Origin of the sequence: Flavobacterium sp. FlaQc-52 (assembly GCF_044007495.1) — a bacterium.
Taxonomy (GTDB): Bacteria; Bacteroidota; Bacteroidia; order Flavobacteriales; family Flavobacteriaceae; genus Flavobacterium; species Flavobacterium cupriresistens.
Genome location: NZ_JBIPCV010000002.1, coordinates 457,604 through 471,281 on the forward strand (window position 1 = coordinate 457,604; position 13,678 = coordinate 471,281).

Consider the following 13,678-nt stretch of genomic DNA (forward strand, 5'->3'; position numbering starts at 1 on the left):
AGATTAGTGAGTGTGTTCTCCACCGCCTTTTTGAGCAGACAATAGATAAAAAGCACCTTGTGTAACAATTTTGCTTGTATTCGGGATTGAAGTTACAAATTTTATTTCAGTATATCCCATATCGGTAGTGCCCGGAATAACTTCAATGGCTTTAAAATGTATTTCTTCAGCTTCCTCTTTAGAATCGTGTTTTTCGCCTTTTTCGGCATGTTCTTCTTCTTGAATAAAGATGAAATATTTATCACCATTTTTTACAATTGACGCTTTTGGCAGTGCCGGTACGGTAGCGCTATTAAGGTTTATATTGGCAGAAACATACATTCCGGAGATTAATCCTTTGGCATCATCCGGATTTATTTTGGCGTGAACAGCAACTGTTTTACTTTCGTTAGAAAAAGATTTATTGATACCGAATATTTTACCTTTTATGGATTTATTGGATTGGTTGGTCAGTATAAAATCGACTTCCTGGCCTATTGAAATTGAGCCTAAATCTTTTTCATATACATTTAAATCCAAATGCATTTGACTGTTGTCAACTACTTCAAATAACGGAATTCCTGTTTCTGCAAATGCTCCTTTGGCAATACTGATCTTACCTACATAACCACTTATCGGTGATAGAATAGGGATTAATGCATTGTTGCTGTTTGGGCTAATATTAAGCGCAAGCAATTTGTTTTTTGCCGCTTGTGCTCGTGCTCGTTCTACAGCCAATTTTGCTTTGACCTCCTGAAATGTTTTTCTTGGATTTACATTTTCATCAGCCAATGTTTTCTGACGATTGTATTCTAATTGTAAATACTCGATATTGGCGGTAGCCGATTTGTATTCTTCTAACATTTCTACCACTTCCAGATTTTGAATAGTAGCCAGAACTTTGCCTTTGTTGACATAAGTACCTTCCAAAACTAAAATGTCTTTGACAGTACCGCCAAGTAATGTGGCAATTTTAGCGGAATTCTGAGGAGGAACCGTCGTATAACCGTTTGCTTTAATGATCGTATTGAGGTTACGGTTTTCCACCATTCCAAACTGAATGCCAACTGTTTTAAATTGAGCAGCCGTTAACATTACTTCATTTTCTAATTTCTCGTCTTCCTGAGCCACTTCGGGCTTTTTCTCATTGCAGGATGTTAGAAGTAGTATAAGTAATAGAAGAAAGGCAATAGGGATAAACAGGAAGGTAAAACGCTTTGTTGTATTTGTTATATTTTTCATTGTGATGAATATTAGTTATTAGAAATAGAAGGGAATTGTAAACGAATAGCACTTTGATTGTACATATTCAAAGTTTCGGCATATTGTTTCTTTATGTCAATGGCCTGATTTAAAAAACTGATATAAGTCCAATAGCTCATGTCGCCATTTGAATAGCTTTTTTGGGCTGTTGTAATAATCTGCTCAGCATATTGCAGGCCTTCTTTTTGATAATAAGACAGGCCTTTTTGTTGCTTTTCAAAATCGTTATTCAATTCCTGTATTTGTAATTCCAAAGAGAATTTATTTTTCTCTAATTCCAATTCTGATTGTGTAATGTTTATCGCTGCGGCTTTGGCTCTAGCGGTATTAACGCCACCAAACAGCGGAATTTGTAAACCTGCCGTAAATCCCTGAAACAAAGATTTAGTATCAATGGTTTGTGCAAAGTACCCTAAACCCAGCTTTGGTGTTCGTAGTGCTTTATAGGTATTCGCTTCTTTCTGATACACCGAAATTTGCTGTTGATAGTACTCAGTCATTAGGTTTTCTACTTTAGACTTGTTGGAATCTGCAAGTGTTGTAAACTGTAAAGAGGTCGTGGTATCAGGCACAATATCTTCCTTAGTTTGAACAAAAAACTGCAACTGTTTTTGATAAATGACCAAATCGTAGGCTAACTGCTCTTTTTGAGTTTCAATTTCTTTGACTTTAGCCTTGGCGCTAATTACTTCAATGTTTCCGCTTTCGCCGGTCTTAAAACGCAGCTCTGCATTTTTTAGAAATAAAGCATAAATATTGAACAATTCGGTATTTAGTTTTTGAATAGAAACGCCATATAAATATTGATAGTAAGCTAATGTTACGGCTTTTTCGATTTCATAGGCAGACATGGCTTTTCGTTTTTCGGCCAACTTCACCAATTCTTCCTGCAATTGTCGGTTGGCTTTGGTGATTTTTCCGATTGGGAAATACTGCTGCACAGAAACATTGCTATCATAATCGACACTGTTAAACTGTCCGCCTTGGTACTGTATTTGCAAGGCATCCGGTTGAAAAGCGGTCTTTTTAAGGATCGTTTGTTTTTCTACTTCTTTATCGGCAATTTTTAAATTGATGTTATTAGATTTTGCTATTTCAATTGCTTTTTCCAATGTAACAGGCTGTTGGTTTTGAGCAAAAGAAAAACTGCTGATCAGTAGTAAAAAAACAGTTGCTATTGATTTTGTCATTTTTGATTTTAAATTAATTTTTTTCTCAGACAATAAATAGAGTATAGGTAAAACAATTAACGTTAGTAAGGTTGCGGAGAATAAACCACCAATTACAACCGTCGCTAATGGTTTTTGAACTTCTGCACCACCGCTCGTGGATAATGCCATTGGCAAAAATCCTAAAGAGGCTACTGCTGCTGTCATTAAAACGGGACGTAATCTTGTTTTTGTTCCGATTAATACACGTTGCAGCGGATCAGTGATTCCTTCTGTTTTTAATTGATTGAAATAAGAAATCAAAACAATTCCGTTAAGAACAGCGATTCCAAACAACGCGATAAAACCAATTCCTGCTGAAATACTAAAAGGCATGCCACGCATCCATAAGGCAAATACACCACCGATGGCCGAAAGCGGAATCGCGGTAAAAATCAAAGCCGCTTGTTTGGTGCTTTTAAAAGTAAAATAAAGGAGCACTAAAATTAAGCTCAGTGCAATTGGTAAAGCAATAGACAGACGTTTATTAGCTTCGATAAGATTTTCAAATTGACCTCCGTAAGTCACATAATATCCGGCAGGAAGTTTGAAGTTTTTATCCAGTTTTTGCTGAATTTCTTCTACAACACTTTTCACATCACGTCCACGAACATTCAGTCCAATGGTAATTCTACGTTTACCGTCTTCACGAATTACTTGTACAGGACCTTGTTCGTATTCTACGGTCGCCACTTGTGAAAGCGGTACCTGCTGTCCGTTTGGTAACGGAATAAACAGATTGCTCACATCGGCAATGTCGTTTCGATTGTCTTTATTCATTCGAACAACAATATCAAATCGTCTGTTCTCTTCATAAATTTTTCCGGCTGCTTCCCCTGCAAAAGAAGAGCGAAGTATCTTGTTTAAGTCTTCAATATTTAAACCATACAAGGCAATTTTATCGTAATCGTATTTGATGGTAATCTGAGGTAACCCACTTACTTTATCGGCTTTTAGATCGCCGATACCTTCGATTTTATTGATTTTCTTAATTAGTTCATTGGCTTTTCTTTCCAGAACATCGAGGTTGTCACCAAATATTTTGATGGCAATATCACTTCGGCTACCGGTCATTAATTCGTTGAAACGCATTTGTATCGGCTGTGAAACTTCGATGTTGGCTCCGGGGATTTTTTCCATTTCGGCTTTCATCAATTGTGCCAAATCTTGCCAGTTATCGGCACTTGTCCATTCCTTTTTTTCCTTCAAAACAATAATCAAATCACCACTTTCTATTGGCATAGGATCGGTTGGAATTTCACCACTACCGATTTTGGTAACGATGGTTTTAATCTCCGGAAATTTGGCCTTAAGCATTTTTTCATATTCCGTTGTTGTTTTAATCATTTGTGATAAAGAACTTCCGGTCATGATCGTAGCATTAATGGCTAAATCTCCCTCTTCGATAGTAGGAATAAATTCTCCTCCCATGTTTTGGAAGATAACCAGAGAAAGAGCAAATAAGGCCACAGCAATACCTAAAACCGCTTTTTTGAAACGTAATGCTTTTTCTAAAAGAGGTGTATATAATTTTTCGAACCAAGCCATCATTCGGTCACTGAAATTCGGTTTATGTTCTGTGCTTTTAGAAAGGAATAAAGCACTCATCATTGGGACATAAGTTAGAGACAAAATAAAAGCTCCTATAACTGCAAAACCTACGGTCATTGCCATTGGCTTAAACATTTTTCCTTCAGTTCCGATCAAAGCTAAAATAGGCAGGTATACAATTAAGATAATAATCTCCCCAAAAGCAGCACTATTTCTGATTTTTGAAGCCGAAGCATAAACTTCTTCATTCATTTCAGATTGTGTTAACTCTCTTTTTTTCTTGAGTTTTTGCAAGTGGTGCATGGTGGCTTCGACAATAATCACAGCGCCATCCACTATAATCCCAAAGTCGATTGCCCCAAGACTCATAAGGTTTCCACTGACGCCAAATGCATTCATCAGAATTACGGCAAAAAGCATGGCCAAAGGAATCACAGAAGCGACGATTAATCCCGCACGAAGATTTCCTAAGAATAAAATCAATACAAAAATGACGATTAAAGCTCCTTCAAGTAGATTTTTAGTAACCGTTCCAATAGCATTATCAACCAATTTACTTCTGTCAATAAAAGCTTCGGCAACAACACCTTCAGGCAACATTTTGTTGATCTGTATCATCTTTTCTTTGACACGCTCTACAACAGCTTTCGAATTTTCTCCTTTAAGCATAAGGGTCAGTCCACCCACAATTTCACCTTTTCCGTCTTTGGTAGTAGCACCAAAACGAATCGCATTTCCGAGTTGTACGGTTGCGATATCGCGAATTAGAATAGGAGTTGCATTTCGGTTTTTAACCACAATATTTCCAATATCTTTAATTCCTGACGCCATTCCGACTCCACGAATGAAATAAGCAAATTCATCTTTTTCAATATAAGCACCACCTGTATTCTGATTGTTTTTTTCGAGCGCGTCAAAAATTTCTGTGATGGTAACGCCGGCACTATTCAATCGGTTGGGATCAACAGAAATTTCATATTGTTTTACGCTTCCTCCCCAGGTACTTACTTCGGCAACGCCTTTTACCCCTTGAAGCTGAGGTACAATAATCCAGTCCTGAATCGTTCTTAAACTGGTTGCATTGTATTTGTCTTCATAGCCTTTTTTGGCATACACGTCATATTGGTAAATTTCACCAAGACCTGTTGAAATAGGAGCTAATTCGGGTGTTCCGGCATATTTGGGAATGATTTCCTCGGCTTGTTTAAGCCTTTGAAAAACTTGTTCACGTGCCCAATACGTATCGGCACCTTCTTCAAATACAACCGTAACAACTGATAGTCCAAAACGGGAAATACTGCGCAGTTCGATTACTTTTGGTATCGTTTTTACCGACTGTTCAAGAGGGTAGGTGATCAATTGTTCTACTTCCTGGCTTGCCAATGTTGGCGCTGTAGTGATAATCTGCACCTGATTGTTGGTAATGTCAGGTAGTGCATCCAACGGTAGGTTTTTAAGGGAATAACTTCCCCAGGCTATAAGAATCAGGGTAATTAGAAGTATAATGAATTTATTCTTTATACTAAATTGTATAATGTTATCTAGCATTTTTTTGGATATAATGAATGAGAAATCAGACGAAATCGGCCTGTTTTTTTGTGGTAAGTCCACAACACATCTACCCGAAATTACTCGGGCTACATTATACTATCTGAGGCGGTTGCCAGATACTTCCGTAAAAATTAGAAGTAAGAATGGAATGGTAAGAGGATAAAGGTTTTTTAATAAGTAGTGTAGGCTTATTAAAAGAGAATGAAATAACAGGAGTTGTGCTTAGTATTTGCACAGCGCAACAATTACAGCTGCAAAACGGTGGACAAAGATCCGATCCTTTTTCGTGAGACTGATCATCAATTTGGCTTACTTTTTCTGTTGCAGGTGTAGTTGCATCAGTAGCTAGCGTATCTGCACAAGGCAAAGACGATAGCACGATTAAGTAAACTGATAATATGATATTAATCCATTTCACGGGGTAAAAATAAGGATAAAATTTTGATGGTTTATGAAAAAAATATATTTTTTGGCAGAAAAATAACATTTTTGTAGAATCTGTTTTAACCGCAAAGTGCGCAAGGATTTACGCAAAGGACGCAAGGGCTTATGCAAGGGCAGCAAAGACCTTTTTACCTATGTGTCAGGCTGAGCGAAGTCGAAGCCCCCCTTTGTTCAACGAGCCTTCGACTTCGCTCAGGGTGACAATTGTATGAAATAGTAAATGATTGTTGTTTTGTAAAAGTTGTTTAACCGCAAAGCACGTAAGGGCTTACGCAAGGACCGCAAAGACCTTTTTACCCATGTGTCAGGCTGAGCGAAGTCGAAGCCCCTTTTTGTTCAACGAGCCTTCGACTTCGCTCAGGGTGACAATTGTATGAAATAGTAAATGATTGTTGTTTTGTAAAAGTTACTTAATCGCAAAACACGTAAGGGCTTACGCAAGGACCGCAAAGACCTTTTTACCCATCTGTCAGGCTGAGCGAAGTCGAAGCCCCTTTTAAACCAACTCAAAAGACAATGTCTCACTTTCCGTCCCATTAATAATAATCGACAGCTCATGAATTCCGATATGAAAAACACGAGTGGTGATTATTTTAAAAGATTGATTTCTCTCTACTTTAATTAATTCTTCCGGTGGATAGATTTTCTCGCTTATTTTAAAGACTTTTTTGGCTAAATGACCTTTTGCTTTTTTGTAGTGAACGGCATATTCTAATCGAACCGTTTTTGGGGCTTTATTATTGTTTTTTAAATGAAATTGAAACTGTAAATAATCTCCGATTTTTACAACAGGAGTTTTGATTTCAAAATTGGAAAGTTCAATGTTAGTGCTTTCTAAGCCATAGTGACTCAATATTTCAGGATGGCCTTGTTTGAGCAAAGTTCTGCAACCGTGTTTGATAATTCCGTCGGTTTCTTTGCTGATTCCTTTCCATTTGTTGGCAATTTCAAGAACGATCTGCGGATTGTCTTTGACAATATCATTCAGGTTATTGGCTACACTTCTGCGTACATACTCGGAGGAGTCATTTTTAAGATTTTCTAAAATAGGCAGTATAGAAATTGGGTCTTTTTTCAAGAACGGAATTGCCATTGCCCAAGGTAATCTCGGACGGCTTCCTTCGCTGGCCAATCGTCTGACATGATGATTTTCATGCAAAGACCATTTTACCATTTCAGCAATCATTTTTTCTTTGTATTTTAAAATAAAAGGGCGAACGGCAAATTCACAACTAATGAATTGGGTAATGGAAACAAAAGCTTTCGTCGAAGTTTCAAAATCCTCCAAACCGTAAACTTCAATATAATCGGCAAAAAAGATAAAGGCCAGATTACCGTCTGTAAACTTGTTTTTCTTTAAGTTTTCAATGATTTTATCAATTAAAGCAACCGCTTCCGCGAAATTTTCAGGCATAAACTGATGAAAAACAACTGTGGTATGTTTCATGCGGTCTTTCCATTCTTTTTGGGCAAAATCACCTTTGTAAATGGTGTCAATGAATTTCTGCTTGTCAAATGCCGGATGTACTTCGGCTACAGCCTGACTGAATTTTTCATAGAAAGCAACCGAATAAATGTCTTTAATTAATCCCATAATTTTGTTTGAATGAATTTCAAAGATATTTAATGTTGAGCGATTTTTTATCGATTTTCGTATTAAGTTTAGTGCGGTATTCAAGGTTTGGAAACCTGGTAAAAAGTCTTGGGAGTGATTATCGTAATCATAACTAAGATGCATTCGGTGAGACATTCTAAAGCAGAAAAGCAGCAGGAGATCTTTATGAGGCCTTAGTTTTTTCTATTGGTTTTTTTGAAGATTGCTTTCTAAGAAATACTTTTTTGGACTATTGAAAATTGATTTTCAGAGGTGTTGTAAGTTTTTACTATTTTTCTTTCAGGAATTTGCGTGAATTTTGTTGTTTTAAAATTTTTAGCGTTTGTTTCCCTTTCAAATCCCCAAAATATGTCCTACTTTAGCATCTTATAAAATTTTAAAAAATGATTAGCGACGTACAATTTCAAACCGAATTACAACTACTTATTAGTAACGCTATTAGAGAAGATGTAGGTACAGGCGACTATAGTTCGTTGGCTTGTATTCCTGAAGCCGCACATGGCCAGGCTAAGCTTTTGGTGAAAGATCAAGGGATTATTGCCGGTGTTGCATTGGCTAAAATGATTTTTGAATATGTAGATCCGGCATTAAAAATTAAAACTTTTATAGAAGATGGTACACATGTAGAATACGGAGATGTTGTTTTTGAAGTTTCCGGAAGCTCTCAGTCCATTTTAAAATCAGAAAGAGTCGTTTTAAACACCATGCAGCGTATGTCTGCAATTGCTACAAAAACGGGGCAATATGTGGCACTTTTAGAAGGAACAGGGGCTAAGATATTAGATACTCGTAAAACAACTCCAAATTTCAGAGTAGCCGAAAAATGGGCCGTAAAAATCGGAGGAGGTAAAAACCATCGATTTGCACTGTACGACATGGTAATGCTGAAAGACAATCATATCGATTTTGCAGGTGGAATTACACTTGCCATAAAGAAAACTAAAGACTATCTGAAGGCTAATAATTTAGATTTAAAGATCATCGTTGAGGCTAGAAATTTAGATGAAATTCGTGAAATTTTGTTAAGCGAAGGCGTTTACAGAATTTTGATTGATAATTTTAATTATGAAGACACTAAAACCGCAGTACAATTAATCGGTACCAAATGCCAGACAGAATCTTCGGGAAATATCAACGAAAAAACCATTCGCGAATATGCTTTATGTGGTGTGAATTTCATCTCATCGGGCGCACTAACACACTCTGTTTATAATATGGACCTGAGTCTAAAAGCTTTCTAGCAGCGATCTGAATTGTAAATCATCAATTAAAGACAGAAAACAGGATCCCAAATCTAAAATCTAACCTCTACAATCTAAAATCTACAATCAAAAATCTAAAATGATAAAAGTATGTCTCAAGAGATAGAAGATCGGATTGAAAAAATTCCGGTATTGCGTTCTATAGTGCGGATTTTTAAGAGAATAAAATTGCCCTGGCTAGAGGGGTTTTCGTTATATGATTTATTGGAATTATATACTTTAGGGATTCTTGAAGGTGCATTTTCGTATCATGCCAGTGCTGTTTCTTTTAGTTTTTTTATGGCCTTGTTTCCTTTTGCGTTATTCATTTTGAATTTAATTCCTTTTATTCCGATCGAAGGATTTCAGGCGGATTTTTTGCAATTTGTGCACCAGGGGGTTCCTCCAAATACCTATGATGCTATCAGTAAAATTATTAGTGATATTTTAAATAATAGTCATTCGGGTTTATTGTCTTCGGGATTTTTGCTTTCTATTTTTTTAATGGCAAATGGAATTAACGGGATTCTTAGTGGTTTTGAATCCTCTAAACATGTTTTTGATAAACGTGGTTTTTTCAGACAATATCTGGTTGCATTAGCCATCTCGCTAATTATGACCATTATTTTGTTTGTAACGGTTGCAACAATTGTGGTCTTCGAGGTTTTTATCCAGAAAACAATTATTCAGGATGTGTTGAGTGATCGTATTCCGCTTATTATTTTAGGTCGTTATGTGTTTGTAATATTAATGATTCTGATAACATCTTCGGTATTATTGCGTTATGGTACTAAGCAATATAACAAAGTGCCATTTATTAGTATAGGGTCTGTTTTTACGACGGTCTTAATTGTTATATCTTCGTTCTTTTTTGGGATTTGGGTTATAAAATTCTCAAAATACAACGAACTTTATGGTTCTATTGGTACATTATTAATTCTAATGTTTTATATTTGGATAAACTGTATGATACTGCTTTTGGGGTTTGAATTGAATGCCACTATCAGAAAATTAAAACAAAAAAACAAATAAATTATGAAAAATTGGATGTTAACGATTGGGGTGTTTTTTCTAACATTAGGTACAATTCAAAGCCAGACTGTTATTGGAAAATGGAAAACAATTGACGACGAAACAGGCGAGGCAAAATCAATTGTTGAGGTCTATGAGAAATCCGGAAAAGTATACGGTAAAATTGTAGAAATACTTCGTGCAGACCATAAGAAGGATGTATGTGTAAAGTGTGACGGTGCAGAAAAGAACAAGCCGATTTTAGGCATGATTATTATAAACGGTCTTAAAAAAGATGGTAGTGAATACAACGGCGGAACTATTTTAGATCCTACAACAGGTAAAAAATACAAATGTTATATCACTTTAGAATCTGTAGATAAACTAAAACTACGTGGGTATGTTGGACTTTCGATTATGGGAAGAACACAATATTGGTCACGAGTAAAAAACTAAAAAATCATTTTTTTAAATCGTAAAAATGCGAAAATTAGGATCGATACTATTTTTCTTAACCATGCTGTCAAGCAGTTTTGGACAAACTAAGAATTCGTTATTACCCATAAGTCATCTCACAGGTGACTTTTATGTTTATAAAACTTTTCATGATTATAAAGGAACGCTGATTTCTGCAAACGCCATGTATCTTGTAACAGACGAAGGAGTTGTATTGTTTGATGCTCCTTGGGACAAAACGCAATTTCAGCCCTTGCTGGACAGTATAAAAGCAAGACATAACAAAAAAGTGATTATGTCTTTTGCGACACATTCTCACGATGACAGAGCTGGAGGGATAGAATTTTACAGACAAAAAGGAATTAAAACCTATACCGGAAAAGCGACTGATGCTATTTTAAAGAAAGAGAACAAGCCAAGAGCGGAATTTGTACTGCCAAATGATACTACATTTACGGTTGGGAAATATAAATTTGAGGTATATTATCCAGGAAAAGGCCACGCACCGGACAATATTGTAGTTTGGTTTGCTAATGAAAAAGTGCTCTATGGTGGTTGCTTTGTGAAAAATGCTGCTGCAGAAGACTTGGGGTATTTGGGAGATTCTGACGTCAAAGAATGGGAAAAATCGATTAAGAAAGTGCAAGTAAAATTTAAGAACCCGAAATATATTATTCCGGGGCATGAGGATTGGGCGGATATACGCTCTCTGGATCATACGCTGGAGTTGGTCAATAAATATAATGCTGAAAAAGCCTCAGGCAAATCAGATAAGAAATAGTTTGTAAATTCAGCTAAGACGAAACACTCTCTGTTTTTGTTATGGCTGAATTGATGCTTGTGTTTAGAATGAAAAAAATGTATAGAATAATTGAATCTGTAGTTGTTCTGAAATCATATAAAAATCGATGTATTTTATTGAAGTTATTTTACCGCTTTCCTTAGCTAAAACCTTTACATATAGGGTTTCTGAGGCAGAATTTCATTTTATTAAAAAAGGAATGAGGGTAGCGGTGCCTTTTGGTAAAAGCAAAGTTTATACGGCACTGGTTCTCGATGTCCATGAAAATGCCCCGACTTTGTATGAAGCCAAAGAAATCCACCAGATTTTAGATGAAAAACCTATTGCTACCGAAACGCAGATAAAACACTGGCTGTGGGTGGCGGATTATTATATGTGTGGTATTGGTGATGTGTACAGAGGTGCATTTCCGGGTGGATTATTGTTGGAAAGTGAAACAATTATTTCGCATAAAGCAGATGTTTCGGTCAATCAAAACGAACTTTCTGATGAGGAATTCCTGATCTATGAAGCTTTGCAGCAACAGAGCTCTTTGAAGGTTCAGGATATTATTTCGATTTTAAACAAAAAAAGTATTTTTCCGGTGCTTCAAAAAATGCTGGATAAAGACATCATTGTTTTAGAAGAAGAGATAAAGGAAGGGTATAAACCGAAGCTTGTTCGATATGTAAAATTACACAGTAAATATGAAACAGACGAAGGTTTGGGGCAGCTACTGGAAGTGTTGAAGAGTGCAAATAAACAAAAAGAAGTAGTACTGGCTTATTTCCAGTTAACCGCATCAGAAAAGAAGCCGGTTACCGTAAAAAAAATGATTGAAGTTTCACAGTCTACATCGACGATGGTGAAAACGCTCATTGAAAAAGAAATTTTTGAAGAATATTTTCTGCAACAAGATCGTGTTACGTATCAGGGAAAAGCTTCGGAGAATCAATTGCAGTTGAGTGAAGTTCAAAACAAGGCATTTACTGAGATTAAAGAAATTTTTGCCGAGAAAGACGTTTGTCTGCTTCATGGTGTGACATCCAGTGGTAAAACGGAGATTTATATAAAATTAATTGAAGAGTATTTAGAACTCGGGAAACAGGTTTTGTATTTGTTACCTGAAATTGCGCTTACAACACAATTGGTTTCGCGGTTGAGATTTCATTTTGGCGATAAAATTGCTGTTTTTCATTCAAAATACAGTAATAATGAAAGGGTAGAAGTCTGGAAGCAAACATTAGAAAATGCAGCTAAAGCACAGATTGTGATAGGAGCAAGGTCGGCTTTGTTTCTGCCATTTGTCGATTTAGGTTTTCTAATTGTAGACGAAGAGCATGAGCAGACATTCAAACAAACAGACCCTGCGCCACGTTATCATGCCAGAGATTCGGCTGTAGTGCTGGCTAATTTTCATAAAGCTAAAGTATTGTTGGGATCGGCAACACCAAGTATAGAAACCTATTTTAATACACAAGCCCAAAAATACGGTTTGGTATCCCTTACGGAGCGTTACAATAATGTTCGAATGCCGGATATTGTTCTGGTTGACTTGAAAGACAAGCATTTCAGAAAAAGAATGACAGGACATTTTAGTGATGTGCTGCTCGAAGAAATATCCGAAGCATTAATGTTGGGGGAACAGGTGATTTTGTTTCAGAACAGACGTGGTTATTCGCCCGTAATAGAATGTCTTACTTGTGGGCATGTTCCGCATTGCCAGCAGTGTGATGTAAGTCTGACGTATCATAAACATAAAAACCAGTTGCGCTGTCATTATTGTGGTTATGCAATTGCTAAACCTACACATTGTCATAGTTGTTCGAGTATTGATTTGACGACAAAAGGTTTTGGTACCGAACAAATTGAACAAGAATTGGGGTCTCTTTTTCCGAAAGCTAAAACCGGAAGAATGGACCAGGATACCACGCGGGGTAAATTTGGTTTTGAAAAAATTATTGACTCTTTTAAGAATCGGGAAATTGATATTTTGGTAGGAACTCAAATGCTGGCCAAAGGTTTGGATTTTGATAATGTGAGTCTGGTTGGGATTATGAATGCGGATAATATGTTGCATCATCCGGATTTCAGAGCTTTCGAGCGCAGTTTTCAAATGATGACGCAGGTTGCCGGAAGAGCTGGAAGAGCTGAAAAACAAGGGAAAGTGGTAATTCAAACTTATAATCCAAATCACAATACCATTCAGCAGGTAACGACCAATAATTATATAGGTATGTATAAGGAACAATTATACGATCGTCAGATCTATAAATATCCGCCTTATTTTAGAATTATTAAGCTGACTTTGAAGCATCGTGATTTTGATAAATTAAAGGAAGGTTCAATGTGGTTGTATCAGGTGTTGAGTCAAAACCTCAATATGCCTGTGCTTGGTCCTGAAGAACCTGCAATAAACAGAATAAGGAATGAATACATCAGAACGATCTTAATTAAAATTCCGCAAAATCTGCCTTTGGGAAGTACAAAAAAAACTATTCAGAAAATGCTGAATAGTTTTGAAGCGGTTGGACAATACCGACCTATTAAGGTGGTAATAAACGTCGATTTTTATTAA

The 13,678-nt window shown here is 36.4% G+C and carries 9 protein-coding genes; 5 read left to right on the forward strand and 4 right to left on the reverse strand.

Annotation, left to right across the window (positions count from 1 at the left end):
- Positions 1 to 3: 3 nt before the first annotated feature.
- The 4 genes from ACHRV5_RS05770 to ACHRV5_RS05785 all read right to left on the reverse strand — a co-directional run bounded on the left by ACHRV5_RS05770 (position 4) and on the right by ACHRV5_RS05785 (position 7,590).
- A complete protein-coding gene (locus ACHRV5_RS05770; protein WP_395426085.1) occupies positions 4 to 1,221 on the reverse strand; it encodes an efflux RND transporter periplasmic adaptor subunit in 1,218 nt (405 codons plus the stop codon).
- 11 nt (positions 1,222 to 1,232) lie between these two features.
- Positions 1,233 to 5,549, reverse strand: a complete 4,317-nt coding sequence (locus tag ACHRV5_RS05775; protein WP_395426086.1) for a CusA/CzcA family heavy metal efflux RND transporter — start codon at positions 5,547 to 5,549, stop codon at positions 1,233 to 1,235.
- A gap of 94 nt (positions 5,550 to 5,643) precedes the next feature.
- A complete protein-coding gene (locus ACHRV5_RS05780) occupies positions 5,644 to 5,970 on the reverse strand; it encodes a DUF6660 family protein (RefSeq protein WP_053004236.1) in 327 nt (108 codons plus the stop codon).
- 522 nt (positions 5,971 to 6,492) lie between these two features.
- Positions 6,493 to 7,590, reverse strand: a complete 1,098-nt coding sequence (locus ACHRV5_RS05785) for a DNA alkylation repair protein (RefSeq protein ID WP_395426087.1) — start codon at positions 7,588 to 7,590, stop codon at positions 6,493 to 6,495.
- 404 nt (positions 7,591 to 7,994) lie between these two features.
- Here ACHRV5_RS05785 and nadC point away from each other — a divergent pair, with 404 nt between their 5' ends.
- From nadC to priA, 5 genes are all read left to right on the forward strand, one after another.
- Positions 7,995 to 8,852: a carboxylating nicotinate-nucleotide diphosphorylase gene (nadC, locus tag ACHRV5_RS05790; protein ID WP_395426088.1), complete on the forward strand. Its 858-nt coding sequence runs from the start codon at positions 7,995 to 7,997 to the stop codon at positions 8,850 to 8,852.
- Positions 8,853 to 8,963: 111 nt separating this feature from the next.
- The gene (locus tag ACHRV5_RS05795; RefSeq protein ID WP_047775830.1) at positions 8,964 to 9,884 is read left to right on the forward strand and encodes a YihY/virulence factor BrkB family protein; all 921 of its coding nucleotides are present in this window, start codon (positions 8,964 to 8,966) and stop codon (positions 9,882 to 9,884) included.
- 3 nt (positions 9,885 to 9,887) lie between these two features.
- A complete protein-coding gene (locus tag ACHRV5_RS05800) occupies positions 9,888 to 10,319 on the forward strand; it encodes a DUF2147 domain-containing protein (RefSeq protein ID WP_047775828.1) in 432 nt (143 codons plus the stop codon).
- A gap of 25 nt (positions 10,320 to 10,344) precedes the next feature.
- A complete protein-coding gene (bla-B1-FLAV, locus tag ACHRV5_RS05805) occupies positions 10,345 to 11,100 on the forward strand; it encodes a subclass B1 metallo-beta-lactamase (protein WP_395426089.1) in 756 nt (251 codons plus the stop codon).
- Positions 11,101 to 11,227: 127 nt separating this feature from the next.
- A complete protein-coding gene (gene priA, locus ACHRV5_RS05810) occupies positions 11,228 to 13,678 on the forward strand; it encodes a primosomal protein N' (RefSeq protein WP_230001695.1) in 2,451 nt (816 codons plus the stop codon).

Coding starts and splice junctions, on each gene's coding strand:
- ACHRV5_RS05770 (WP_395426085.1), bottom strand. CDS start 1,221: ATGAAAAATATAACAAATACAACAAAGCGTTTTACCTTCCTGTTTATC.
- ACHRV5_RS05775 (WP_395426086.1), bottom strand. CDS start 5,549: ATGCTAGATAACATTATACAATTTAGTATAAAGAATAAATTCATTATA.
- ACHRV5_RS05785 (WP_395426087.1), bottom strand. CDS start 7,590: ATGGGATTAATTAAAGACATTTATTCGGTTGCTTTCTATGAAAAATTC.
- nadC (WP_395426088.1), top strand. CDS start 7,995: ATGATTAGCGACGTACAATTTCAAACCGAATTACAACTACTTATTAGT.
- ACHRV5_RS05795 (WP_047775830.1), top strand. CDS start 8,964: ATGTCTCAAGAGATAGAAGATCGGATTGAAAAAATTCCGGTATTGCGT.
- ACHRV5_RS05800 (WP_047775828.1), top strand. CDS start 9,888: ATGAAAAATTGGATGTTAACGATTGGGGTGTTTTTTCTAACATTAGGT.
- bla-B1-FLAV (WP_395426089.1), top strand. CDS start 10,345: ATGCGAAAATTAGGATCGATACTATTTTTCTTAACCATGCTGTCAAGC.
- priA (WP_230001695.1), top strand. CDS start 11,228: ATGTATTTTATTGAAGTTATTTTACCGCTTTCCTTAGCTAAAACCTTT.